At 71.4% G+C, this 24,405-nt stretch carries 19 protein-coding genes; 7 read left to right on the plus strand and 12 right to left on the minus strand.

Features of this window, described 5'->3' with window-relative positions; genetic code table 11:
• Positions 1 to 354 precede the first annotated feature (354 nt).
• The 3 genes from ACH4FX_RS25080 to thyX form a co-directional block, all read right to left on the minus strand.
• Positions 355 to 2,040 (minus strand): ribonuclease J, encoded by a 1,686-nt coding sequence (locus tag ACH4FX_RS25080; protein ID WP_398482478.1) that lies wholly within the window; start codon positions 2,038 to 2,040, stop codon positions 355 to 357.
• 113 nt (positions 2,041 to 2,153) lie between these two features.
• Positions 2,154 to 3,053, minus strand: a complete 900-nt coding sequence (gene dapA, locus ACH4FX_RS25085; RefSeq protein ID WP_398482480.1) for a 4-hydroxy-tetrahydrodipicolinate synthase — start codon at positions 3,051 to 3,053, stop codon at positions 2,154 to 2,156.
• 235 nt (positions 3,054 to 3,288) lie between these two features.
• Complete coding sequence (gene thyX, locus ACH4FX_RS25090) at positions 3,289 to 4,047, minus strand: FAD-dependent thymidylate synthase (RefSeq protein WP_398482482.1); 759 nt, start codon at positions 4,045 to 4,047, stop codon at positions 3,289 to 3,291.
• Positions 4,048 to 4,280: 233 nt separating this feature from the next.
• Here thyX and ACH4FX_RS25095 point away from each other — a divergent pair, with 233 nt between their 5' ends.
• Entirely contained in the window at positions 4,281 to 4,520 is a 240-nt protein-coding gene (locus ACH4FX_RS25095) for a hypothetical protein (RefSeq protein WP_398482484.1), read from the plus strand.
• Between the two features lie 122 nt (positions 4,521 to 4,642).
• The gene (locus ACH4FX_RS25100; RefSeq protein WP_398482485.1) at positions 4,643 to 5,194 is read left to right on the plus strand and encodes a hypothetical protein; all 552 of its coding nucleotides are present in this window, start codon (positions 4,643 to 4,645) and stop codon (positions 5,192 to 5,194) included.
• A 61-nt stretch (positions 5,195 to 5,255) separates the two neighbouring features.
• Here ACH4FX_RS25100 and ACH4FX_RS25105 read toward each other — a convergent pair whose 3' ends face one another.
• From ACH4FX_RS25105 to eccD, 6 genes are all read right to left on the minus strand, one after another.
• Positions 5,256 to 5,708 (minus strand): hypothetical protein, encoded by a 453-nt coding sequence (locus ACH4FX_RS25105; protein ID WP_398482487.1) that lies wholly within the window; start codon positions 5,706 to 5,708, stop codon positions 5,256 to 5,258.
• A gap of 12 nt (positions 5,709 to 5,720) precedes the next feature.
• Positions 5,721 to 6,473, minus strand: a complete 753-nt coding sequence (gene dapB / locus ACH4FX_RS25110; protein ID WP_398482489.1) for a 4-hydroxy-tetrahydrodipicolinate reductase — start codon at positions 6,471 to 6,473, stop codon at positions 5,721 to 5,723.
• 48 nt (positions 6,474 to 6,521) lie between these two features.
• Positions 6,522 to 7,901: a M16 family metallopeptidase gene (locus ACH4FX_RS25115; RefSeq protein ID WP_398482491.1), complete on the minus strand. Its 1,380-nt coding sequence runs from the start codon at positions 7,899 to 7,901 to the stop codon at positions 6,522 to 6,524.
• Positions 7,898 to 10,111, minus strand: coding sequence for a polyribonucleotide nucleotidyltransferase (locus ACH4FX_RS25120; protein WP_398482787.1), 2,214 nt, complete (start codon positions 10,109 to 10,111; stop codon positions 7,898 to 7,900). Before ACH4FX_RS25120 ends, ACH4FX_RS25115 begins: the two co-directional genes overlap by 4 nt.
• 300 nt (positions 10,112 to 10,411) lie before the next feature.
• Positions 10,412 to 10,699 (minus strand): 30S ribosomal protein S15, encoded by a 288-nt coding sequence (rpsO, locus tag ACH4FX_RS25125; RefSeq protein WP_030414166.1) that lies wholly within the window; start codon positions 10,697 to 10,699, stop codon positions 10,412 to 10,414.
• A 196-nt stretch (positions 10,700 to 10,895) separates the two neighbouring features.
• Entirely contained in the window at positions 10,896 to 12,368 is a 1,473-nt protein-coding gene (gene eccD, locus ACH4FX_RS25130) for a type VII secretion integral membrane protein EccD (protein ID WP_398482493.1), read from the minus strand.
• Between the two features lie 280 nt (positions 12,369 to 12,648).
• Between eccD and eccCa the strand changes: the two genes are divergently transcribed.
• Positions 12,649 to 16,605 carry a type VII secretion protein EccCa gene (gene eccCa, locus ACH4FX_RS25135; RefSeq protein WP_398482495.1) on the plus strand — a complete coding sequence of 1,319 codons (3,957 nt, stop codon included), beginning with the start codon at positions 12,649 to 12,651 and terminating at the stop codon, positions 16,603 to 16,605.
• A 114-nt stretch (positions 16,606 to 16,719) separates the two neighbouring features.
• Here the strand turns inward: eccCa and ACH4FX_RS25140 are convergent, their stop codons facing one another.
• Together ACH4FX_RS25140 and ACH4FX_RS25145 are read right to left on the minus strand one after the other, a co-directional pair.
• Positions 16,720 to 17,538, minus strand: coding sequence for a WXG100 family type VII secretion target (locus ACH4FX_RS25140; protein ID WP_398482497.1), 819 nt, complete (start codon positions 17,536 to 17,538; stop codon positions 16,720 to 16,722).
• On the minus strand, positions 17,535 to 17,843 hold the full coding sequence (locus ACH4FX_RS25145; protein ID WP_398482499.1) for a hypothetical protein: 309 nt from the start codon (positions 17,841 to 17,843) through the stop codon (positions 17,535 to 17,537). Before ACH4FX_RS25145 ends, ACH4FX_RS25140 begins: the two co-directional genes overlap by 4 nt.
• A gap of 285 nt (positions 17,844 to 18,128) precedes the next feature.
• Between ACH4FX_RS25145 and ACH4FX_RS25150 the strand changes: the two genes are divergently transcribed.
• The 4 genes from ACH4FX_RS25150 to ACH4FX_RS25165 all read left to right on the plus strand — a co-directional run bounded on the left by ACH4FX_RS25150 (position 18,129) and on the right by ACH4FX_RS25165 (position 23,954).
• A complete protein-coding gene (locus ACH4FX_RS25150) occupies positions 18,129 to 18,557 on the plus strand; it encodes a hypothetical protein (RefSeq protein WP_398482501.1) in 429 nt (142 codons plus the stop codon).
• A 296-nt stretch (positions 18,558 to 18,853) separates the two neighbouring features.
• The gene (locus ACH4FX_RS25155; protein WP_398482503.1) at positions 18,854 to 20,113 is read left to right on the plus strand and encodes a hypothetical protein; all 1,260 of its coding nucleotides are present in this window, start codon (positions 18,854 to 18,856) and stop codon (positions 20,111 to 20,113) included.
• A gap of 212 nt (positions 20,114 to 20,325) precedes the next feature.
• Entirely contained in the window at positions 20,326 to 22,617 is a 2,292-nt protein-coding gene (locus tag ACH4FX_RS25160; RefSeq protein ID WP_398482505.1) for an ATP-binding protein, read from the plus strand.
• Positions 22,614 to 23,954 carry an SUKH-4 family immunity protein gene (locus ACH4FX_RS25165; RefSeq protein WP_398482507.1) on the plus strand — a complete coding sequence of 447 codons (1,341 nt, stop codon included), beginning with the start codon at positions 22,614 to 22,616 and terminating at the stop codon, positions 23,952 to 23,954. The genes ACH4FX_RS25160 and ACH4FX_RS25165 overlap by 4 nt, the downstream gene beginning before the upstream one ends.
• Before the next feature lie 82 nt (positions 23,955 to 24,036).
• On the opposite strand, the gene ACH4FX_RS25170 is transcribed toward ACH4FX_RS25165, so the two are convergent.
• A complete protein-coding gene (locus ACH4FX_RS25170) occupies positions 24,037 to 24,336 on the minus strand; it encodes a hypothetical protein (protein ID WP_398482509.1) in 300 nt (99 codons plus the stop codon).
• Positions 24,337 to 24,405: the final 69 nt, after the last annotated feature.

Raw genomic sequence — 24,405 nt, forward strand, 5'->3', positions numbered from 1 at the left:
CCAACCTTACCAGATCCGTTCGGCGTTTCCGCTTTCCGTTTCCGGCTCCCTGCTGGAGCGGGCCGGCCGTCCGGCTTTCGCTTTCCGGCCTTTCCAAGTCTATCAGATCCGATTTCCAGTCCGTTACCGGGCTGAATTCGTTTCCGATTTCGTCGGAGGGGTTTGCCTTTCGGCTTTTCCGACTTTATCAGATTGCTCCGGGCCGGAATTCCGCCCGGTTCGGGGGGCCACCGGACGCGTAGACGTACCGGGGTTCCCGTTCAGGCGGAGACGTAAACGTACTGGAGCGGGGCGCCCGGATGCAAATCCGGTTGCCCCGCTCCTCGTACCTGTGTACGCGTGCGCCTGAGGGGATCAGACCTCGACGACGACCGGAAGGATCATCGGGCGCCGGCGGAAGTTGTCGGAGACCCACTTGCCGACCGAGCGGCGGACCAGCTGCTGGAGCTGGTGCGTCTCCGCGACGCCGTCCTGGGCGGCCTTGGCAAGGGCCTCGTCGATCTTCGGGATCACGGCGGCGAAGTCCGAGTCGTCGATGCCGGAGCCCCGGGCCTGGATGTGCGGCCCGCCGACGATCTTGCCGGTGCTGGAGTCCACGACCAGGAACACCGAGATGATGCCCTCGTCGCCGAGGATGCGGCGGTCCTTGAGGGAGGACTCGGTGACGTCGCCGACCGAGAGGCCGTCGACGTACACATAGCCCGCCTGCACCTTGCCGACGATCTTGGCGACGCCGTCGACCAGGTCGACGACCACGCCGTCCTCGGCGATGACGATCCGGTCCTTGGGCACACCGGTCAGCGCGCCCAGTTCGGCGTTGGCGCGCAGGTGGCGCCACTCGCCGTGCACCGGCATCAGGTTCTTCGGCTTGCAGATGTTGTAGAAGTACAGCAGCTCGCCGGCCGAGGCGTGGCCCGAGACGTGGACCTTGGCGTTGCCCTTGTGGACGACGTTGGCGCCCCAGCGGGTCAGTCCGTTGATCACGCGGTAGACCGCGTTCTCGTTGCCGGGGATCAGCGACGACGCCAGGATCACCGTGTCGCCCTGGACGATGCGGATCTGGTGGTCGCGGTTGGCCATCCGGGACAGCGCCGCCATCGGCTCGCCCTGGGAGCCCGTGCAGACCAGCACGACCTCGTCGTCCGGCAGGTCGTCGAGGGCCTTGACGTCCACGACCAGCCCGGCCGGGACCTTCAGATAGCCCAGCTCACGGGCGATGCCCATGTTGCGGACCATCGAGCGGCCGACGAAGGCGACCCGGCGGCCGTACTCGTGTGCCGCGTCGAGGATCTGCTGGATGCGGTGCACGTGGCTGGCGAAGCTGGCCACGATGATGCGCTTCTGTGCGCTCGCGAAGACCTGGCGCAGCACGTTGGAGATGTCGCGCTCGGGCGGGACGAAGCCCGGGACCTCGGCGTTCGTGGAGTCGGACAGCAGGAGGTCGATGCCCTCCTCGCCCAGCTTCGCGAACGTCGGGAGGTCGGTGAGGCGGCGGTCCAGCGGGAGCTGGTCCATCTTGAAGTCGCCGGTGTGCACGACCATGCCCGCGGGGGTGCGGACGGCGACCGCGAGGGCGTCCGGGATGGAGTGGTTGACCGCGACGAATTCGCAGCTGAAGGGCCCGATGCCCTCCGTGTCGCCTTCCTTGACCTCCAGCGTGTACGGCCGGATGCGGTGCTCCTGGAGCTTCGCCTCGATGAGGGCGAGGGTCAGCTTGGAGCCGATCAGCGGGATGTCCGGCTTCTCGCGCAGGAGGTAGGGGACGCCGCCGATGTGGTCCTCGTGGCCGTGCGTGAGCACGATGCCGTCGATGTCGTCGAGGCGGTCCCTGACGGACGAGAAGTCCGGCAGGATCAGGTCGATTCCGGGCTGCTCCTCCTCAGGGAAAAGCACTCCGCAGTCGACGATCAGCAGCCGGCCTCCGTACTCGAAGACCGTCATGTTGCGGCCGATCTCGCCCAGGCCGCCGAGGGGGGTGACGCGCAGGCCGCCCTTGGGAAGCTTCGGGGGCGCGCCGAGTTCAGGATGCGGATGACTCAAAAGACTCTCCTCACCACACGCGCCACGTCGCCCTGAGGCACACGTGGCGCGCATGACATTCGTGCACTTGCGATTTGGCGGTTGTTTTCCGTGTTCAGTTGTGAAGTCTGTGGTTACAGCTGTACCCCGCCGGCGGCGAGATCGCGCTTGAGCTGCTCCGTCTCCTCCGCGGACAGTTCCACGAGCGGCAGGCGCAGCGGGCCGGCGGGCAGGCCCTGGAGGCCGAGCGCGGCCTTGGTCGTGATGACGCCCTGGGTGCGGAACATGCCGGTGAAGACCGGCAGCAGCTTCTGGTGGATCTCGGTGGCCTTGGTGACGTCACCGTGCAGATGGGCGTCGAGGAGGGCGCGCAGCTCCGGTGTGACGACGTGGCCCACGACCGAGACGAAACCGACGGCGCCCACGGACAGCAGCGGGAGGTTGAGCATGTCGTCGCCGCTGTACCACGCGAGGTCGGAGCGGGCGATGGCCCAGCTGGCGCGGCCGAGGTCGCCCTTGGCGTCCTTGTTGGCGACGATGCGCGGGTGCTCGGCCAGGCGCACCATGGTCTCGGTGTTGATCGGGACGCCGCTGCGGCCGGGGATGTCGTAGAGCATGACCGGCAGGTCGGTGGCGTCCGCGATGGCGGTGAAGTGCCGGAAGAGACCTTCCTGCGGGGGCTTGCTGTAGTACGGCGTGACGGCGAGCAGGCCGTGGGCGCCGGCGTCGCGCGCGGCGCGCGCCAGCTCCAGGCTGTGATCGGTGTCGTTGGTGCCGGCTCCGGCCACCACGAAGGCCCGGTCTCCGACCGCGTCCACCACGGCCCGGACCAGCCGGGCTTTCTCCGCATCACTGGTGGTCGGGGACTCGCCGGTGGTGCCGTTGACGACGAGGCCGTCGTTGCCGGAGTCCACCAGGTGCGCGGCGAGCTGCTGCGCGCCGTCGAGATCGAGAGCGCCATCCGCCGTGAACGGCGTGACCATGGCGGTCAGCACCCGCCCGAAGGGGGTCTGCGGTGTGGAAGTCGGAGCCATGGGTCCCACGCTACTCGTAGCGCACCTCGGGTCGCGCCCCTGGGGAGCAGGGAGGTGGACTCCGGCACTGCTTGCTCGGGGGTTCAAGCAGTGCCGGGTCCGTTTCTTCAGCGTAGATGAACTTCTCAAAATGCCGCAATACGGACACTTGGCACGTCTGTGCGGTCCGGTACGGCCGCGGAGGGCGGCGGCCGGTCCGCCGGGCGATCGGCCGGGCCGCCCCCGGGTCGCCGCCTTACGGGGCGATACGGCCGTTGGCGTTGAACGCGGCGTGCGTGAGCGGCATCAGGCGGGCCCAGTGGGCCTCCATCTGCTCGCCGACCATCTCGATCTCGCGCTGCGGGAAGGACGGCACGGCCGCCAGCTCGTGCTGCGTGCGCAGGCCCAGGAAGTGCATGAGCGAACGGGCGTTGCACGTCGCGTACATGGAGGAGAACAGGCCGACGGGCAGGACCGAGCGGGCGACCTCACGGGCCACGCCTGCGGCCAGCATCTCCTGGTAGGCGGCGTACGCCTGGCGGTAGGAGTCCTCCATGGTCTTGGCGGCCAGCTCGTGCTGCTCGGGGGTGCCCTCGACGAACTCGTACTTGCCGGGGCGGCCCTGCTGGACCAGCTTGCGGGACGCACCGGGCACGTAGAAGACCGGCTCCAGCTGCCGGTAGCGGCCGGACTCCTCGTTGTACGACCAGCCGACGCGGTGCCGCATGAACTCGCGGAAGACGAAGATCGGCGCGCTGATGAAGAAGGTCATCGAGTTGTGCTCGAAGGGGCTGCCGTGCCGGTCCCGCATCAGGAAGTTGATCAGGCCCTTGGAGCGCTCGGGGTCCTTCTGCAGCTCCTCCAGCGACTGCTCGCCGGCGGTGGAGACGCGGGCCGCCCACAGCACGTCGCTGTCCGCGGCGCTGTGCTTGACCAGCTCGACCGTCACCTCGCTCCGGAAGCTCGGAGCGGTGCCTTCGGAGCTTTCGACGCTCTCGGCGGGGGTAGGGGACACCAGCGGTTCCTTCCGTTCATTCCACGTGGCGGCCCCAGCCTACGGCCCGCCACCGACAGTCCCGGAATTGCGGCGGGATACCGCGTACCGTACAAAAACGGACAGTCTTCGGTCCGGCCCGTACCGCGGTTGATATTTTTCACAGAAGTTGCGGAAAACGGGCACCAAACGGACGCGACAGTCGTCTAACCCTGTGACAGTGCCCACTTCGAGGTTCCAAGGAGAGCCCGCTCATGTTCCGCCGGCGAGAGCCCGTGCCGTTCGCCTTCGTCGCCGAGGCCGACCGGTTCCGCAGCAATGTCGCGCCCCCGCCCCGAGAACGCGTCAGCCGTGCCCAGCTCGCGGGCCGCTCACTGATCGGCCTGACGGTTGTCGGCGGTCTCGCCGGCGCCCTGCTGCTCGGCGTCCCGGCGCTCCAGCAGGAGACCGCCGGTGTCGGCACGCACCAGTCCGAGGCGGCGCACGGCCGCTGACCCGGCCGGGCGGCACGCGCGGCGACACCGCGCGTGCCGCCGGGCACGGAGTGGTTCCGTCCCTTCGGGCCCGATAACCTCACCGGTCACAGCCTTTCGTGTGCCCGGAATGAGGATCCGCCGTGCCCCTGACCTTCCTGACGGCCGACCGCGACCTCGACGACCAGGCCGCCGAGGCGGCCCCGCTGCCCCATGCCGGGGCCGACCACTGGCGCCGTCCCTACCGTCCGGGCCCCGGACGGGTGGGGGCGGCGGCCGTGTTTCTGCTGCTGGCCTCGTTCGTCCTGCTGTCGGCCGTGATCATCGTCGCCGCGGGCGCGCTGCCCGCCGCCCTGGTCTGTGCCGGGGTCGCGCTCCTGATCATCGCGCTGGCGGTGCGCTTCCTGCGGGTGGGCATGTGGGTGAGCGCCCACGGCCTGCGGCAGGTGGAGCCGCTGCGTACGACGACGCTGCGCTGGAGCGAGGTCGCCACCGTCCGTACGGTCCAGCGGCCGGTCCGCTGGCTGGGCCTGCCGCGGACGGTGCAGGGTCAGGCGCTGGTCGTCGAACGGCGGGGCGGCGGCCCGCTGCGCACGCTCGTCACGGACCACAGCGGTGACTTCCTGGGGCGCCCCGAGGCGTTCGAGCGGGCCGCGGACGTGCTGGAGGCGTGGGCGGCCGAGTACCGCCGGTGAACACGGGACGGGGCCGGCTCCTGGTCGGAACCGGCCCCGGTGAACCTGCGCGCCGTACGGCTCAGACGCGTACCGGCTTGCCGTCGTGCAGGGCGATGGCGCGCTGCATCGCCTTGCGGGCCCGCGGGGTGTCCCGCGCGTCGTGATAGGCGACGGCCAGCCGGAACCAGCTGCGCCAGTCGTCCGGTGCCTGCTCCGTCTCGGCGCGGCGCCGGTCGAAGACCTCGTCGGCGGAGTCCCGGTCGATGCGGCCGCCCGGGGTGCGCTTGAGTTCGTCGACCGGCAGCCCGCCCTCGGCCTCCAGTTCGCGGGCCAGGCGGCCGGCCTTGCGCGCGAACTGGGTGGTGTGCCAGAGGAACCACAGTCCGATGAACGGCAGGATCAGGACGGCGACGCCGAACACGACGGTCAGCGCGGTGCCCTGCTCGATGAGCAGGACGCCGCGGCTGCCGACGAGGACGAAGTAGACGACCAGGATCGCCGCGAGGACGCAGTAGGTGATCTTTGCTCGCACGGTCGGTCCCCGTCAGTCCAGGTCGAGGAAGTTCTCCAGGCCCACGGTCAGGCCGGGAGTCGCCACCACGCGGCGCGCGCCGAGCAGGATGCCCGGCATGAAGCTGCTGTGGTGGAGCGAGTCGTGGCGGATGGTGAGGGTCTCCCCCACCCCGCCGAGCAGCACCTCCTGGTGGGCCAGGAGGCCGCGCAGCCGTACGGAGTGGACGGGGATGCCGTCCACGTCCGCACCGCGGGCGCCGTCGAGCGCGCTGCTCGTGGCGTCCGGCTGCGGCGGGCAGTCGGCGGCCGCGCGGGCCTCGGCGATGAGCTTGGCCGTACGGGCCGCGGTGCCCGAGGGGGCGTCGGCCTTGTTCGGGTGGTGCAGCTCGATCACCTCGGCCGACTCGAAGAACCGGGCCGCCTGCTGCGCGAACCGCATGGTCAGCACCGCGCCGAGGGAGAAGTTCGGGGCGATGAGCACGCCTGTACGGGGCGACGCGTCGAGCCACCCGCGCAGCTGCGCGAGGCGCTCGTCGGTCCAGCCGGTGGTGCCGACGACGCCGTGGATGCCGTTGCGGACGCAGAAGCCGAGGTTGTCCATGACCGCGTCGGGGTGGGTCAGCTCGACCGCCACCTGCGCCCCCGCCTCGGTCAGGGTCTCCAGTTCGTCGCCCCGGCCGAGGGCGGCGACCAGCTCCATGTCCTCGGCGGCCTCGACCGCCCGTACGGCCTCGGAGCCGATCCGCCCCGTGGCCCCGATGACCGCCACGCGCAGCTTGCTCATCGTTTCCCGCTCTCTCTTCCTGTAGCCCTGGTCCGCCCGACGGGCAGGTCAGGCGACCGCGTCGTGCAGCCGCTGCGCCTGCCGGTCCTTCAGCGGGCCGATCACGGACAGCGAGGGACGCTGCCCCAGTACATCGCGTGCCAGTTCCCGGACCTCGTCCGGGGTGACCGCCGCTATCCGCGCCAGCATGTCGTCGACCGACATCTGGGCGCCCCAGCACAGCTCGCTCTTGCCGATGCGGTTCATCAGCGCGCCGGTGTCCTCCAGGCCGAGCACCGTCGAACCGCGCAGCTGCCCGATCGCGCGGCGGATCTCGTCGTCGGTCAGGCCCTCGGACGCCACCTGGTCGAGCTGGTCGCGGCAGATCTTCAGGACGTCGTCCACCTGGCTGGGGCGGCAGCCCGCGTACACGCCGAACAGGCCGCAGTCGGCGTATCCGGAGGTGTAGGAGTACACGCTGTAGGCCAGGCCGCGCTTCTCCCGTACCTCCTGGAAGAGGCGCGAGCTCATGCCGCCGCCGAGGGCCGTGTTCAGGACGCCCATGGCCCAGCGGCGGTCGTCGGTGCGGGCCAGGCCCGGCACGCCGAGGATCACGTGGGCCTGCTCGGCCTTGCGGTTGAGCAGTTCCACGCGACCGGCCGTACGGATGGTCCGGGAGCCCTCGCGCGGGGCCGTCGGGGTGGCGTCCGTACGGTCGAGGGCACCGGCCTTCTCGAAGGCGGCGCGGACCATGCGGACGACCTTGGCGTGGTCGACGTTGCCGGCGGCGGCGACGACCAGGCGGGTCGGGTCGTAGTGCTTCTTGTAGAAGCGGCGGATGCGCTCGGGGCTGAGGGCGTTGACCGTGTCGACGGAGCCGAGGACGGGGCGGCCGAGGGGGGTGTCGCCGAGCATCGTGTGCGCGAACAGGTCGTGCACGCAGTCGCCCGGGTCGTCCTCGGTCATGGCGATCTCTTCGAGGATCACGCCGCGCTCGGCCTCGACGTCGTCCGGCTCGATCAGCGAACCGGTCAGCATGTCGCAGACCACGTCGATGGCGAGCGGCAGGTCGGTGTCCAGCACCCGCGCGTAGTAGCAGGTGTACTCCTTCGCCGTGAAGGCGTTCATCTCGCCGCCGACCTCGTCGATGGCGGCGGAGATGTCCAGCGCGCTGCGCTTCCTGGTGCCCTTGAAGAGCAGGTGCTCCAGGTAGTGGGTGGCGCCGTTCAGCGAAGGGGTTTCGTCGCGGGAGCCGACGTGCGCCCAGATGCCGAACGTCACGGAGCGTACGGACGGCAGGGTCTCGGTGACCACGCGCAGGCCGCCGGGCAGGACCGTCTTGCGGACCGTGCCGGCGCCGTTGGTGCCCTTGAGAAGCGTTTGGGTACGGGCGACGGCCCGCCCCTCCGAAGAGGTGCGGGCCGTCGTCCGTGAGCTACGGGACGTCACTTGGCGGCGTCGTCCTTCGCGTCGTCGTCTTCACCCTCGATGACCGGGGCCAGCGACAGCTTGCCGCGCTGGTCGATCTCGGCGATCTCCACCTGGACCTTGGCGCCCACGGCGAGCACGTCCTCGACGTTCTCCACGCGCTTGCCGCCGGCCAGCTTGCGGATCTGCGAGATGTGCAGCAGACCGTCCTTGCCCGGGAGCAGGGAGACGAACGCACCGAAGGTGGTGGTCTTGACGACCGTGCCCAGGTAGCGCTCGCCGACCTCCGGCATGGTCGGGTTGGCGATGCCGTTGATCGTGGCGCGGGCGGCCTCGGCGGCCGGGCCGTCGGCGGCACCGATGTAGATGGTGCCGTCGTCCTCGATCGTGATGTCGGCGCCGGTGTCCTCCTGGATCTGGTTGATCATCTTGCCCTTGGGGCCGATGACCTCACCGATCTTGTCCACCGGGATCTTGACGGTGATGATGCGCGGCGCGTTCGGGGACATCTCGTCCGGAACGTCGATCGCCTCGTTCATCACGTCGAGGATGTGCAGACGGGCGTCGCGGGCCTGCTTGAGGGCCGCGGCCAGCACGGAGGCCGGGATGCCGTCCAGCTTGGTGTCCAGCTGCAGGGCGGTGACGAACTGCTTCGTACCGGCGACCTTGAAGTCCATGTCGCCGAACGCGTCCTCCGCACCGAGGATGTCGGTGAGGGTGACGTAGTGCGTCTTGCCGTCGATCTCCTGGGAGATCAGGCCCATGGCGATACCGGCGACCGGGGCCTTGAGGGGCACACCGGCGTTCAGCAGCGACATGGTCGAGGCGCAGACCGAACCCATCGAGGTGGAGCCGTTGGAGCCGAGCGCCTCGGAGACCTGGCGGATGGCGTACGGGAACTCCTCGCGCGTCGGCAGCACCGGCACCAGCGCGCGCTCGGCGAGCGCGCCGTGGCCGATCTCGCGGCGCTTGGGCGAGCCCACGCGGCCGGTCTCACCGGTGGAGTACGGCGGGAAGTTGTAGTTGTGCATGTAGCGCTTGCGGGTCACCGGGGAGAGGGTGTCCAGCTGCTGCTCCATGCGGAGCATGTTCAGGGTGGTGACGCCCAGGATCTGGGTCTCGCCACGCTCGAACAGGGCCGAGCCGTGCACCCGCGGGATGGCCTCGACCTCGGCGGCGAGCGTACGGATGTCCGTCACGCCACGGCCGTCGATGCGGACCTTCTCCTTGATGACGCGCTCGCGCACCAGGCTCTTGGTCAGCGACCGGTAGGCGGCGGAGATCTCCTTCTCGCGGCCCTCGAACTGCGGCAGCAGCTTCTCGGCGGCGAGCGCCTTGACGCGGTCCAGCTCGGCCTCGCGCTCCTGCTTGCCGGCGATGGTCAGCGCCTGGGCCAGCTCACCGCGGACGGCCTCGGTCAGCGCCTCCAGGACGTCGTCCTGGTAGTCGAGGAAGATCGGGAACTCGCCGACCGGCTTCGCGGCCTTGGCGGCCAGGTCCGACTGGGCCTTGCACAGCACCTTGATGAAGGGCTTGGCGGCCTCCAGACCGGCGGCGACGACCTCCTCGGTGGGGGCCTCGGCGCCGTCCTTGACCAGCTGGATGGTCTTCTCGGTGGCCTCGGCCTCGACCATCATGATCGCGACGTCGCCGTCCGGCAGGACACGGCCGGCCACGACCATGTCGAAGACCGCGTTCTCCAGCTCGGAGTGGGTCGGGAACGCCACCCACTGGCCGTTGATCAGGGCGACGCGGGTGCCGCCGATCGGGCCGGAGAAGGGCAGGCCGGCCAGCTGCGTGGAGCAGGAGGCGGCGTTGATGGCGACCACGTCGTAGAGGTGATCGGGGTTGAGCGCCATGATCGTCTCGACGATCTGGATCTCGTTGCGCAGGCCCTTCTTGAAGGAGGGGCGCAGCGGCCGGTCGATCAGGCGGCAGGTGAGGATCGCGTCCTCGGAGGGCCGGCCCTCACGGCGGAAGAAGGAGCCGGGGATCTTCCCGGCGGCGTACATCCGCTCCTCGACGTCCACGGTCAGCGGGAAGAAGTCCAGCTGGTCCTTGGGGTTCTTCGAAGCGGTGGTGGCCGACAGCACCATGGTGTCGTCGTCCAGGTACGCGACGGCGGAGCCGGCGGCCTGCTTGGCCAGGCGGCCCGTCTCGAAGCGGATGGTGCGGGTGCCGAAGGAACCGTTGTCGATGACGGCTTCGGCGTAGTGGGTCTCGTTCTCCACCAGGGATATCTCCTCGTCTGCGTCCACCGCCCGTGTGGCGGCGGACCTTCTTCGGTGGAGCGCCGGGGTTGCGGGCCGGTCTTCGATCGAAGCACCCGGATACAGGGCCGCGCGGTCGTCCGCGCGCCATCCGGGGGCCACTACCGAGGACCGGCGGCTGAAGGGCGCCCCACCTCGTTCGCTATGGCGTTATGGGACCAGACTACAAAGCTCCGGTCCACCGGACAGTGGACCGGGCGTCCGGTGCGTACGGCAAAGGGAGCGGCCCCCGGGTGTGGGAACCGCTCCCTTCACGATGTCTTACTTGGCGCCCGCCGCGCCGCGGCGGATGCCCAGGCGCTCGACCAGCGCGCGGAAGCGCGTGATGTCCTTCTTCGCCAGGTACTGGAGCAGGCGGCGGCGCTGGCCGACCAGCAGCAGCAGACCACGGCGGGAGTGGTGGTCGTGCTTGTGGGTCTTCAGGTGCTCGGTCAGGTCCGAGATACGGCGGGAGAGCAGCGCGACCTGGACCTCGGGGGAGCCGGTGTCGCCCTCCTTGGTGGCGAACTCGGCCATGATCTGCTTCTTCGTGGCGGCGTCGAGCGACACGCGTACTCCTCGGGTGTTCTGGGTCTGCGAGCGCCCCTGGATCGTCTTCACAGGGGATCTTCGATGACTCGGCAAGGACCGTCACCCAGAGTACCAGCTGAAAACGGCCCCCCTGACCGGTCGGTCAGGGGGGCCGTGCGGACGGGTGACCCCGCGTGGTGCGGGGATCATCCGTCCGGGCAGCTTTTCCGGAGCGCTACGAGGAGCTGGTCAGGCCGCGCACGGTGCCGTACACGTCCAGTACCGCCAGGCACAGCGGCACCAGCGACAGCAGGACGACACCGTCGAAGATGTCGAAGACACGGCCCCAGAAGGGGGTGACGCCCTTGCGCGGGACGATGAGACCCACACCGACCAGGACGGCGGCGCCGGCCGCGATGCTGCTGGAGAACCAGACGGTACGGATGTTCAGCGGACCGGAGTCCCCGAAGCGCGCGAGGTCGGTGAGGATGTCGACCGGCGGGTGCAGCGCGATGCCCAGGATGAGCAGCACGATCGTCAGGATGCCGGCGACGGTCAGGCAGGCGACCTGCGCGGTGTAGTCGAAGAGCCGGGCCCGCAGCATGATCGTGATGCCCGCGGCCAGCGCCAGCAGCTGCGCCCAGCTGTTGTCGGAGAAACCGAGGACGACGCCGGCGGCGCCGACGACCAGGGCGGAGCAGCCCGCGACCAGGCCGAGCAGCAGTTCGTGGCCGCGCTTGGCCTGGTTGCCGATCTTGACGAAGTCGACCGACTCGGTCACGGCGTTCTGGTCGCCGTCGTGCGGGCCCTTGGCGATCTGGTCGGGCGACTTGTAGCCGATGGGCAGCCGGGCGAAGCGGGAGGACAGGCCGGGCAGCCAGGCGACGACGGCGATGGCGACGACGGCGGTGACCGCGGCGACCTCGCGCGGCTCGGCCTCGGTGAGGATGGACGCGAAGACCGCGAGGGTGCCGATGCTGGCCAGGAAGGCGGCGGCCACGAAGGGCGCGTCGCCGCGCGGCAGCAGCACCACGAGCAGGACGGACGCGATCAGCACGGTCACGCAGCCGACCAGGAACTGCAGGCGCCCCGGGCCCTCGCCGTCGGCCACCGGCATGATGCCGGAGCCGGCGAGCAGCAGGTGCGGCAGCGAGGCCAGGCCCAGCGCGATGGAGGAGGCGTGGTCGTCGTAGACCCGGGCCCGTACGCCGGACAGGGCAACCAGGACGATGCCGGTGACGCCCGCGATGATGCCGGGCAGGCGGTGCATGTCGCGGTCGACCGGGTTCGAGAACCACAGGGCGAACGCCATCATGACGAGCAGCAGCACGCCGGCGGTGAGGCCGACGATGTTCATCAGGTCGTCGCTCCAGCGGTTGCGGTTGCGCTTGACCGCGGAGGCGACGGCGTCCGAGACGTCGTCGAAGACGGGCAGCGGCAGCGACTCGGCGAACGGCCGCAGCAGGAGCAGGTCGCCGTCCAGGATGCGCTGCTGGGCGAGCGACTGGCCCGCGTCCAGGACCGTGCCGTCGCGGCGCACCAGGTGGTATCCGGTGGGGGCGCCCTCCGCCTGGGACTGGCCGGAGAGCCGCAGGATCTCCGGATAAATATCGACGAGTGCGACATCCTCCGGCAGTGCCACGTCGATCCGTGCGTCCGGCGCGGCGACTGTGACCCGGCAGAAGCCGGTGCCTGTAGTCGTGCTCACCTGGCGGTTCCCCCTATCCGTTGGGCAGTTTGTCGCGTGCGTGCCTTATATATGGGGCGCCGTCACCGTGCCTTATATATAGGGACGCCGTAACGGGACCCGGGGCGCGCACGCGAGGCGTCAGCGTACCCCCCAATTAGGGCGCCGCCCCACCCGCCCCGGCACTTGACCGTTAACAGTAGGATCAACGCCTGCGTCGGGCCATGGACTTGGTCCGGGGGACCGTCGAACCAACGGGGGCGGTCCGAGACTGCGAGATGCATGAAGGACTGATGCCTCGGTGAGCGTTGTCATCGTCAAGCGCCCGCCCCGCGCGCTTCCACCCGAAATCCCCGGAGAGGAGTTGACGCTCGAAGCTCCCCCGGAGCTGCCTCGCGAGGGCGAGGACAACATGCTGATGAACCTCATGCCGATGATGGGCATGGCGGGTTCGGCGGGTTTCTTGTTCATGGGCACCCAGCCGTTCATGAAGATCATGGGTGGCGTGATGGTGGTTTCCACCCTCGCGATGGCTATTGTCCAGATCGTCAAGGCCCGGCAGGGGCCTTCCGGGCAAATGCTCCAGGAGCGCCAGGATTACCTCAAATACCTGGCACAGAAGCGAAAGGAAGTACGGCGTACCGCACGCAAACAGCGTGACGCGCAGCTTTTCGTGCACCCCGATCCGGGCCAATTGTGGTCGATCGTCGCCGAGGGCAAACGCGTTTGGGAACGCCGGACGTCCGACCCGGACTTCGCGCAGGTGCGCATGGGGCTGGGGCCGCAGCAGCTGGCGACGCCCCTGAAGGCTCCGGAGACCGCGCCGGTCGACGAGCTGGAGCCGCTCACCGCGCACGCGATGAAGGAATTCCTCGACAAGCACGGGTATTTGGACTCGCTGCCGCTCGCCGTCTCGCTGCGCGCCTTCTACCACCTGACGGTCTCGGGCGACCCGGACACCGTGTACGGGTCCGCGCGCGCCATCATCGCGCAGCTGTGCACCCTGCACTCGCCGGAGGACCTGGTGGTCGCCGTGGTGGCCGCGCCGGGCGCGCAGGCCGAGTGGGAGTGGACCAAGTGGCTGCCGCACGTCCAGGACAAGACCACCGACGGCGCCGGCACCCGGCGGCTGGTGGTCGGTGACCTGGGCGAGATCGAGGAACTGCTCGCCGACGAGCTGGAGGGCCGCGGCCGGTTCAACCCGCAGGGCACGCCGGTCACCGACACCCCGCACGTGGTGATCGTGCTGGACGCCGGCGAGGTGCCGGTGGACTCGGTGATCGCCGGGGCCGAGGGCCTGCAGGGCGTGACGATCCTGGAGGTCGTGCCGGGCGACCTGGACGAGATCCGGGGCGGCCTGGCCGTACAGGTGTGGCCGGGCAAGCTGGTGCTGGAGTCGGCCAGCGGCGCGGTCTACAACGGCGTCGTGGACACCCTGTCGGTCTCCGAGGCGGAGGCGCTGGCGCGCCAGCTCGCGCCGCTGCGGGCCGGCTCGGGCGCCGACGGCGAGGAGCCGCTGCTGTCCAACCTGGACTTCACGGACCTGATGAACATCGGCGACGCCGGCTCGGTGGACGTCTCGCGCACCTGGCGCCCGCGCACGCTGCACGAGCGGCTGCGGGTGCCGATCGGTGTCGACAAGGACGGCCAGCCCGTCATGCTGGACATCAAGGAGGCCTCGCAGGAGGGCATGGGCCCGCACGGCCTGTGCGTCGGCGCGACCGGTTCCGGCAAGTCCGAGGTGCTGCGCACGCTGGTGCTCGCGCTGGCGGTCACCCACTCCTCGGAGACGCTCAACTTCATCCTCGCGGACTTCAAGGGCGGCGCCACCTTCACCGGCATGTCCGACATGCCGCACGTGGCGGCGGTCATCACCAACCTGGCCGACGACGTCAGCCTGATCGACCGCATGCGCGACGCGATCACCGGTGAGCTGCAGCGCCGTCAGGAGCTGCTGCGGTCGGCGGGCAACTACGCCAACATCACCGACTACGAGAAGGCCCGCGCGGCCGGCGCCCCGCTGGACCCGCTGCCCTCGCTGGTGATGGTGCTCGACGAGTTCTCCGAGCTGCTGACCGCCAAGCCGGACTTCATCGACATGTTCATCCAGATCGGCCGGATCGGCCGTTCGATGGGTGTGCACATGCTGCTCGCCTCGCAGCGCCTGGAAGAGGGCAAGCTGCGCGGTCTGGACACGTTCCTGTCGTACCGGCTGGGTCTGCGGACGTTCTCCGCCGCCGAGTCCCGTACGGCGATCGGCGTGCCGGACGCCTACCACCTGCCCAATGTGCCCGGTTCCGGCATCCTGAAGTACGACACCGAGACGATGGTGCAGTTCAAGGCCGCGTACGTCTCCGGTCCGTACCGCGGGCCGGGGGCCGCCGGGGGCGGCGGTGGGGGCCGTACGAACCGGATGCCGGTGCCGTTCACCGCGTCGCCGGTGCTGGCGCCGATCGTTGAGGAGATCGTCGCCGAGGAGCCGTCGCTCGCCCAGCAGCAGGACGACGCGCTCGCCGACACCGTCCTGGACGTCATCGTCCAGCGGATGCAGGGGCAGGGCCCGCCGGCGCACCAGGTGTGGCTGCCGCCGCTGGACGAGTCCCCCACCGTCAACCAGCTGCTCCCGGCACTCGCGGTCACGCCCGAGCGGGGCGTGCACGCCCCGGAGTACACGGCGCTCGGCAAGCTGGTCGTGCCGGTCGCGCTCGTGGACAAGCCGTTCGAGCAGCGGCGTGACGTGATGTACCTGGACTTCTCCGCGGGCGCCGGTCACGGCCTGGTCGTCGGTGGTCCGCAGTCCGGCAAGTCGACGCTGATCCGGTCCGCCATGGCGGGCTTCGCGCTCACCCACACCCCGGCCGAGGTGCAGTTCTACTGCCTCGACTTCGGTGGCGGCGGCATGCTGGCCCTGGAGGACCTGCCGCACGTCGGCGGTGTCGCCTCCCGCCTGGACGCGGAGAAGGTGCGCCGTACGGTCGCCGAGGTCGTCGGCATCCTCAACGAGCGCGAGGAGTTCTTCCGGGCGAACACCATCGACTCCATGGGCACGTACCGCCAGCGGCGGGCCGCGGGCGCGTTCCCGGACCAGAAGTGGGGCGACGTCTTCCTCGTCATCGACGGCTGGGGGACGTTCAAGACCGACTACGAGCAGCTCGACCCGGTCATCCTGGACATCGCCAGCCGCGGTCTGGGCTTCGGCATCCACCTGATCCTGGGCGCCTCCCGGTACACCGAGGTGCGGCCGGCGCTGCGCGACCAGCTGCTGAACCGCGTCGAGCTGCGGCTCGGCGACCCGATGGAGTCGGAGTTCGACCGCAAGCGCGCGGAGAACGTGCCGATGGGCCGCCCCGGCCGCGGCCTGTCGCCGGAGAAGCTGGACTACCTGGCGGCGCTGCCCCGTATCGACGGCGTCCAGGACGCGGAGAGCCTCAGTGACGGCATGGCGCACCTGGTGGCCACCGTCAAGGAGCACTGGCAGGGCGAACCCGCCCCGAAGGTGCGGATGCTGCCGACGCTGCTGCCGGCGAGCGACCTGCCCAAGGGCGGCGACTACCCGGAGTACGGCATCGCGATCGGTGTCGACGAGACGACGCTGTCGCCGGCGTTCATCGACTTCGAGACCGACCCGCTGCTGGTCATCTACGGCGAGAGCGAGTCCGGCAAGTCCTCGCTGCTGCGGCTGATCGCCAAGCAGATCGCGGAGCGCTACACCTCCGACAAGGCGCTGATGGTGGTCTCCGACTACCGGCGCGCGCTGCTCGGCGAGATCCCCGAGAGCCACATGTACAAGTACTGTGCCGCGGGGCCGCAGCTCCAGGAGGTCATCACCGGGCTCGCCGGTTCCCTGGGCCGCCGGATGCCGGGGCCGGACGTCACGCCGGAGCAGCTGCGCAACCGCAGCTGGTACGACCTGCCGGACGCGTTCGTGATCGTGGACGACTACGACCTGGTGGCGACCAGCAGCGGCAACCCGCTGCAGCCGCTGCTGGAGTACCTGCCGTTCGCCCGCGACCTGGGCCTGCGTCTGATCCTGGCGCGCAGCTCGTCGGGTGCGGGACGGTCCTCGTTCGAGCCCGTGATGCAGCGCACGAAGGAGCTGGGCGCCCAGGGTCTGATCCTTTCGGGTGACCCGGGCGAGGGGCCGCTGATGGGCAACATCAAGGCGACCAGCCTGACGCCGGGGCGCGCGCAGTTCATCACGCGCAAGCGCGGGGCGCAGCTGGTGCAGACCGGCTGGCTGCCGGCGCACAGCGGCTGAGATCCGGTGCGGCGGCTCCGGGCCGCCGGTGAGAAGAAGACGGTGGGGCGCTCCTCCTTCGGGAGGGGCGCCCCACCGGCGTTCGGGACGGGCCGTCGGCGCTTCGTGCGGGGCTCAGCCGAAGGCGCCGTGGCGGCGCACGTCGGGAGACGGGTCCTTGGTGGCGGGCTGCCGGGCGTCCGGGGCCTCGGGGGTGTCCTTTCCGGTCCCTGCGGCTGAGCCCTCACTGGTCGGCGGGGGCGAGCCGGGAGCGGCGGGAGACGTGGCACCGGCGGAGGTGGTGGCGTCGGAGGAGGCGGCCGGTTTCGCCGGACGCCGGGCCGGTGCCTCCGGCGTCGCGTCCGCAGCAACCGCCTCGGCCGCGTGCGCCCCCGTACGTACGCCCTTGGCCACCCCCGCACCACCCCGCGCGCGCTTCGCGTCACCGGCCTGCGGCGGTCCGAAGGGGTCGGGCCCCTGAGGAGCGCCGGAGGTCTCCCAGTGTGCGGTCACCGGGGGCCGTCGGCCCTGGCCGCCGCCCCTGCCGCCCTTGCCGCGGAAGGCGCCGCCCAGCGACGTGGCCAGCTGGCCCAGGGCCATGAAGCCGTACGCGGTCTGTGTACCGGACGCCCCGGAACCGTCGTCCTGGGAAGCGGCCGGCGCGGAGTCGTGCGCTCCGGAGTCCGCGCCCGCGTGTGCCTCCTTGCCCTGGGAGGCGGCGCTCTCCAGGTCGGCGGCGGCCAGTTCGAAGACCGGCAGCGTCTCGTCGACGGACCGCTTGAGGCGGTGCCACTCCGCCGCGAACGCCTCGCCCGCCGGCCCCTGCCAGTTGGCCGCCGCGGCCGTGCCCACGTGCCGGTCCAGGTCCCGTACGAGGCCGCCCAGGTGCGTGCCCATGTCCCGCCATCCGGCCGCCGCCTCGTGCAGGGCCTCGGGGTTGCGCCGCTCGGTCACCGGACCTCCCGGATCGTCTCGGCCAGCTCGGTCTCGGCCGCCTCGGTGGACACGGCGGTCTCCCTGATGCCGCCGGCGACCTCCGCCAGCCGCTCCCGCAGCTGTTCGAGGGCGCGCTCGGCCTGCTCGTACAGCTCCAGGTACGGCCCGGCCGCTGCACGCGAGCCGAACCCGTCGCATAGCGCCTCGGCGTCGGTGCGCCGTCTGAAAGCGGTCAGCTGCCGGCCCAGGTCGTCCGCGGATATCTCGAACTGCGTACCGAGCTTGTGCAGCTCCTCGGTACTGATCCGGACCTCGTCTGACATCTTTTCTCCCCGAATTGTTTGGCGCAGCTCGATGACGCAGCTCGAATGACGCGGTTCGAATGGCGCGGCGACCTGCCGGACAAGGCCCCAGGTCTAGCACACCCGGATAGCCGCCCACCGCCGTGCGGGATGCGGTGGGACGGCATCGCGGGGAGGGAAAAGGGACCAATATCCCGCAATGCCAACAAGCCTCCTTGACGAGCCGTTCGGATCCGTCATTAGACTCTTGACGCCGGTGCAGCACACGCGGTTGCTGTACCACCGAGTTCACCGGGGGCAGAAGACATGAGCGGTATGAGCGGCACGGGCGACGAGCGGCAGATCCAGGACGAGGATCTGATGGACGTGGCCCACGATCGCGAGCAGGCGCACCGGCTGCGCAAGGCCCTGCAGACACTGGCCACCAACCCCAATGTCGGCGGAAAGCTCCAGGAGATGGCCAAGGAGGTGCTCTCCGGGCGGATCGGCATGAAGGACGCCATCCAGTCCGAGGAGTACATGGGCGCGATCGGCGACCGTATGAACGAAATGCGACGGGCCGCCGAGAACCAGACCCAGGCCGAGCGGGAGGCGTCCCGCGAGCAGTTCGCGAAGTGGCAGAAGGAGCAGGAGGAGAAGGAGGACCGGGAGCGCGCGGAGCGCGACGGGCCCTCGGGCGTCATCGTGACGGGGTCGCGGCGGGGCGGCCGGGGCGGCACCAGTCACCGGAACTGACCCGGGAAATCCGGCGGTTCACGGCCGGTCATGATCCACTCGCTCCCGTTCCCGGCGTCCGTACGCCGGGAACGGGATTCGGCTCACCCACGGGCTTTCGGCACCTTCGACGCCTTCGGCCCCGATTCACACCTTGTTCTCCCGCTCGTCCGTTCTCCGGCCGGCGATTGACCGCATTCATCGGTATCCGATCGGCTCGGTACGGCACTTGTCGGCTCTTCTCGGGTTCTCGACCGGCATTGCTATCGTGCGCGGTCGCGTGCCGGAGAAGCGCACGCGGGAGAGAGCGGAGCAAAATGCCACAAATTCGGGTGCTCGGCAAGGGCGCGCGGATCACGGCGGGCACCTTGTGCCTGCTTTTCCTCCTGCACACCCTCTACTGGCTGGGGCATGATCTCGTAACGACCGGTCCCGGCCTGCTGTGGGATTTGTGGACCGGCGTCGCTTCGGTGAGCAGCGGCCGTTCTCCGGGTTCCGGTGGCCTTCCGGAGGGCGCCTATCCGGCCACGACTCCGTACGAGGTGGGTCTCGCCCTCGTCCAAGGAGCCGCAGTGGTCACCGCGTTCGCCGGGAGGCGGGTGGCCGGCGGCCTGCTGGCGGTGGCGACGGTGCTGACGTTCTCCCTCCGCGTGCAGGCCATCATCAGCACCGGCAACCACACCTCGACCAACCGCTGGTTCGTCGGTCTGGAGGGCTACAGCAACGACTCGACCCTCACGGGGGTCTTCCTCTCCTCGGGCGCGCTGGTGCCGCTGACCCTCGTCGCGGGCGTCGTGCTGCTGGCCGGCATGCGCGCCTGGCCGCAGCCCGGCGCGGAATCCGGTCCGCCGCCGGCCCGGCCCGCCGGACCGGCGGGGCCGGTGGCCGCGATCGCGCTGGGCGTATCCGCGCTGATCTGGGGAATCTGGATCTGCTACCTGATGGTGCAGTCCCTCGGCAGCGAGTACGGGGCCCCGCTGGACGTCATCTTCACCGGCCGTGGCCTGCTCTTCGGCATGCTGGGCCTTGCACCCGGCTGGGCCTGGGCGACCTTCCTGCCGCTGTCCGCGGTCGGCGCGCTGCTGGCCGCCACCCGCCGGATCTCCGCGCGCGGCTTCGCCGTCGGACTGGCGTTGATGCTGCTGCCGGTCAGCTTCCTGAGCCTGTGCGCCTCCCTCCGTACCGGAACGCTCTTCGAACTGGGTGACATGGCACCGTTCGGCGCCCTGCTGAGCCGGGCGCAGATGCTGGTCCACCTGGCCGGTTCGATCGCGGTGCTCGTGTTGATGGGGCGGCGGGGGATGCCGGTCCAGCCGGGTGTCCCCGGCATGCAGGCGCCGGGGCTTCCGGGGTTCGCGGTTCCCGGGGCGCCCGGTGTGCCGGGGCCCATGGGCGGTCCCGTGTACGGGAACGCCGGCGGGCCGATGCCCGGCGCGCCGGGGCCTGTCGGCTACGGCGGCTACCAGGGGCCGCCCGTCCCTCCGGCTCCGGGCGGGTATCCGGGCCCCGGCGGGCCCCCGGCCCCCGGCGGGTATCCGCCGCCGCAGGGCGGTTTCGGTCCGCCGCCCACGGGCTGACCTGGCCCAAGGCGGGCAACGGCTGCGATGTCAGTGCCGGATCGTAGGATTCGGCCAAGTCGGAGAACGGGCACGGGCAGCGCAGGGAGCACCATCCGCGCACGCGGCACAGGCAGCGCGGACAGCGGGAACAGCACGATCAGCAGGGCAGGACGGCCGGCATGTACGTACCGGCTCCGCGGTGATCCACGACGGTGGAAGGCGAAGGATTCATGGGGGACGAGGAATTCATGACCGCCTCGGGCGAGGCGCTCGGCGGTGCGGAGGGGTATGCGCCCCACCCGCACATCGGCGGCCGCACCGCCGTGCTGCGCGCGCTCGCCGCCTGGCGCATGCAGTGGCCCGGCGCACCCCGTGTCGTCGTGCTCACCGGAAGCCCCGGCAGCGGCCGTTCGCACCTGGTGGCCGGCTTCCTCATGCTGTGCGACCCGGAGTACCGCAAGCGGCTGCCGCTGGACGACCTGGACCCGACGACCGTGCCGCCGGACCTGCCCGCGCCCGCCGTACCGGACCCCCGCGGACTGACCACGGATCAGCTCCTGTGGGCCATCGCCGACCACTACGGCCTGCGCGCCACCCGCAGCGCGGACATCGTCCCCGAACTCGCCGCCGCGCCGGAGCCGCTGACGATCGTCGTCCCGGACGTCGACCGGGCCGGGCCGGTGCGGGCCGCCGACGAGCCCGCCCGCCTCGTGCGGGAGGTGCTCAGGCCGCTCGCGGCGACCGGGACGGTGCAGCTGCTCGCCGATGTGCCGCGGGAGCTGGCCGCCGAGGTCATCGCGTCGCTGCCGGCCGGGCAGGGCCAGGTGATCGACCTGGACGAGCCGCGCTGGGCCGACCCGGCAGGGCTGGTCCTCCAGGTGGAGACGGCGCTCGACCCGGGTTCCGGGGCTCCGGCGCTGCCGTACACCGAAGATCCCGGCGCGCGCCGGGCGCTCGCCGAGGCCATTGCGGAGCGCGCCGACGGCAGCCGGCTGACCGCGCAGCTCGCCGTGCGCTGCATCCTCCTGCGGCCCGAGGGCTTCGACCCGGCCGATCCCTCGCTGCTCCCGGGCAGCGCGGGCGAGGCCCTGGACCTGCACGCACGGCGGCTGGGCGCCGATCCGCAGACGCTCCGGCTGATGCTGGCGCCGCTGGCGCTCGCCGAGGGGGACGGGCTGCCCATCGGCCTGTGGGGCCCGCTGGCGAACGCCGTCGCCGGGCGCGACATGGGCCAGGAGATCGCGGACGGGATGCTGCTCGCGGGGCCGTTCGTCGAACCGGTCGAGGTACCGGGGGCAGCGGAGGCTCCGGAGGGCGGCTCGGCTGTGACGGGCGGTGCGGCACCGGAGGGCGCGGCCGGGCCGGGCGGCGTGGCTCCGGCGCCTTCCGAGGGAGCCACTGACGGCGGCGCGGACACCGGCCGTACGCTGCTGCGTCTCGTCCACCCCGGGGTCGCCGACGCGGTACGGGCCGGTCTGGCCGACCCGCGCGACGCGCAGACGCGCATCGCCATGGCGCTGCTGGAGGCCGTTCCCCAGCAGGACTGGTCCCGGGCCGACCCGTATGTCCGCGACCACCTCGCCGCGCACACTCTGGCCGCCGGGCTGCTGCCGCAACTGCTCACCGACCCGGCTCTGTTCGCGCACGCCGACCCGGTGACGCTGCGGACGGCGGTCGAGGCGGTCCCGTACGACACCCTGGGCGCCCCGGCCCGTACGTACCTGCGCACGGCCCCGCTCCTCACCCGTACCGAAGCGCCCGTCGTCATGCGCGCGGCGCTCCTGGAGACCGCCTTCGTCGAGGACGGCCTCGGTCCGTACGCGGACGCCCTGCACGCGCTCGGTCTCGGCCTGCCGTGGCGCACGCTGTGGAGCGTGCCGCTGTCCGGTGTCACCGGCGTCACGGTCGGCACCCTGCCGCAGGCCCCGGCCGGCGGGGCGGCGCCGGGCCCGGACACCGCGCCCGGCAGCCAGGAGAGCGGTGCGGGCGCACCGGCCTCCGCCGCGCTGCCGGTCGCCGTCGTCGCCGTCCCCGAGGGCACCCCGGGTTCGCACGCCGTCCCGGCCGACGCGGCGGGGGCAGGCGGCTCCGCCGTTCTCGTCCACCAGCTGCTGGGCCCCGGGTACGTGGACACCGACCCGGCACTGGTCCTGCGCCCCTCGGCGGACGTACGGGCCGCGGCGCCGCTCGCGCTGAGCCGGGGCGCCGACTACCTCCGGGTGTGGGACCGGGAGCGTCGTACGGTGGTGGCCGCCCTGATCAGCGACACTCCCTTCACAGGGGCCGACCTGTCGCCCGAGGGCGTGCTCGCCGTCGCCACGGCGCGCGGTGTCAAGGCGCTCCGGATACCGCTGCCGGGTCCGGCCCCCGCCACGTCCGCCGCGGCCGGCGGCACCGCAGGCGCGGCGCAGGCCCCCGCCGCGCCCGACGCCGTCGTACCGGCCCCCGCCGCTCCCTCCGACCCCGTCCCCTCAGCCGACACCCCCGCCGGCCCGCACGGCCGCGAAGGAGACCGCTCGTGATCACCCAGGCGCAGGCCCAGGCCACCGCCGACCGCTGGCTCAACCCCGAGGGCCACCCGGGCCCGCCGCGCCAGGTCGGCATGGAGGAGTTCGACCTCGGCTGGGTGGTGTGGGCCGTTCCGCCGCCGCCCGAGGTCGATCCGGCGACCGGTCGGCGCCGGCCGCCGGCCGAGGTGGGCGACGCCTGCGGAGTCGTCGACCGGGCCAGCGGCGAGCTGACGGTCTGGCCGTCCGTGCCGGTCGACGAGGTCGTGCGGATGTACCGGCAGAAGCACGGCGCGGGCAGCGGCGGCGCCCCCGGGCCGACCCCTGCCGAGCCCCCGGTCACCGGCCCGGGCAACACCGCCGTCGCCACGTACAACGACCCGGCGACCGGCGAGGAGACCAGCCTCGTGCGGGTGTCCGGCCCGGGCCTGCCGCCCGCCGAGTACCAACTGGCCGAGGAGCTGCGGCGGATCGGCGTGCGCGGCGAGGACGTGAGCGCCGTCCACACCGACCTGCGCCCCGCGCTGCTGCCCGGCGGCTATACGGGCGACTTCGTCTTCCGCGCCTTCCCGAACGCCCGGTTCTCCTGCACCGAGGGGTACGGTATGGCGCCCGAGCAGCGTGCCGAGGGCGTCGCCGGGCTGCTCCGGCACGTCGAGATGATGCATCAGCTCGCGGGGCAGCAGCCGCCGCCGCGCCCCCACCGGCTGCCGGTCCCGTCGCCGGACAGCGTGCCGCGCGCCGAGCCCGTACGGGACGTGGCGCTCGGCAAGCAGCTCGCCGAGGTGTTCGGCCCGCAGGGGGTGCTGCGCCCGGACGCGGACGACATCGCGGAGACCCCCCTGCCCGAAGTCGCCCGGAAGACGCTGACCTGGGCCGGACTGCCCGTCGAGGTGCCGTACTTCTTCGCCGCCGACCAGCCGGACCGGGCGCCGGCCGGCGGCCTGTTCCCGGACGCGGCGACGCATCTGCGCGCGCTCGGCACCGAGGCTTCCGAGCAGACGCTCGGAAACCTGGCGGGCCACGTCCGCATCGGCACGGACGGCAGCTATGCGATCACCGTCCAGTGCGCGGCGCCGGAGGACGGCCAGGCGCTGATCGGTGCCGTGTGGGCGGTCCAGCCGTCCTCGGGCGGCGGCCGGTTCGTCAACGCCTCCCTGGCGGCGTTCGTGCGGTCGCTGATCGTGCTGACGACCACCCGGCAGCAGATGCGGGGCATGGATCCGCGCGCTGCGGGCGCGGCGGTCGCCGCCTTCCAGGAGCAGCTGGTCGCGATCGACGCGTGGTCTCTGGACAGCGACAAGAACTGGTGGTCCCTGATCGTCGAGCAGATGTGGCACGGCCTGTTCTGACCGCTTCCGACCGCCGCCGACCGGTCCGCAGCAGCTGTGAGGACGGTCGGCGGCTGCGGGGGCGGTCGGTGGCGCCGTCCGCTCAGGGCAGCAGCAGCCAGTCCGCGGCGAGGGCCGCCGCCAGGCCGAGGCCCAGCAGCCAGGTGCCCAGCCGCGTACGCCCGTGCCGGCTCAGCTCGATGACGACCCCGCACAGGATCAGCGCGGCCCCGTAGACCCCCACCACCAGGACCGACGTACGGCTCGCGAGACGGAAGACGAGTACGGCCGCCATCGCCGCCATCAGGACGGAGGCCAGGACGATCCGTACCCGCCGGGCCTGACGGGGCGTCAGTTTTCCGAGGCGGCCGGGCAGGGGCTGTTCATCGGCGGATGCGTCCATGAGCGGGAATGCTACGGGACGGGTGTTCGGCTGGGTACGGCACCGTGCGGCCCCCGTTCGCGGCGGATG

This window comes from Streptomyces sp. NPDC018019, from assembly GCF_044327805.1.
GTDB lineage: Bacteria > Actinomycetota > Actinomycetes > Streptomycetales > Streptomycetaceae > Streptomyces.

Coding starts and splice junctions, on each gene's coding strand:
- dapA (WP_398482480.1), bottom strand. CDS start 3,053: ATGGCTCCGACTTCCACACCGCAGACCCCCTTCGGGCGGGTGCTGACC.
- ACH4FX_RS25095 (WP_398482484.1), top strand. CDS start 4,281: ATGTTCCGCCGGCGAGAGCCCGTGCCGTTCGCCTTCGTCGCCGAGGCC.
- dapB (WP_398482489.1), bottom strand. CDS start 6,473: ATGAGCAAGCTGCGCGTGGCGGTCATCGGGGCCACGGGGCGGATCGGC.
- ACH4FX_RS25145 (WP_398482499.1), bottom strand. CDS start 17,843: ATGTCAGACGAGGTCCGGATCAGTACCGAGGAGCTGCACAAGCTCGGT.
- ACH4FX_RS25150 (WP_398482501.1), top strand. CDS start 18,129: ATGAGCGGTATGAGCGGCACGGGCGACGAGCGGCAGATCCAGGACGAG.
- ACH4FX_RS25155 (WP_398482503.1), top strand. CDS start 18,854: ATGCCACAAATTCGGGTGCTCGGCAAGGGCGCGCGGATCACGGCGGGC.
- ACH4FX_RS25160 (WP_398482505.1), top strand. CDS start 20,326: ATGGGGGACGAGGAATTCATGACCGCCTCGGGCGAGGCGCTCGGCGGT.
- ACH4FX_RS25170 (WP_398482509.1), bottom strand. CDS start 24,336: ATGGACGCATCCGCCGATGAACAGCCCCTGCCCGGCCGCCTCGGAAAA.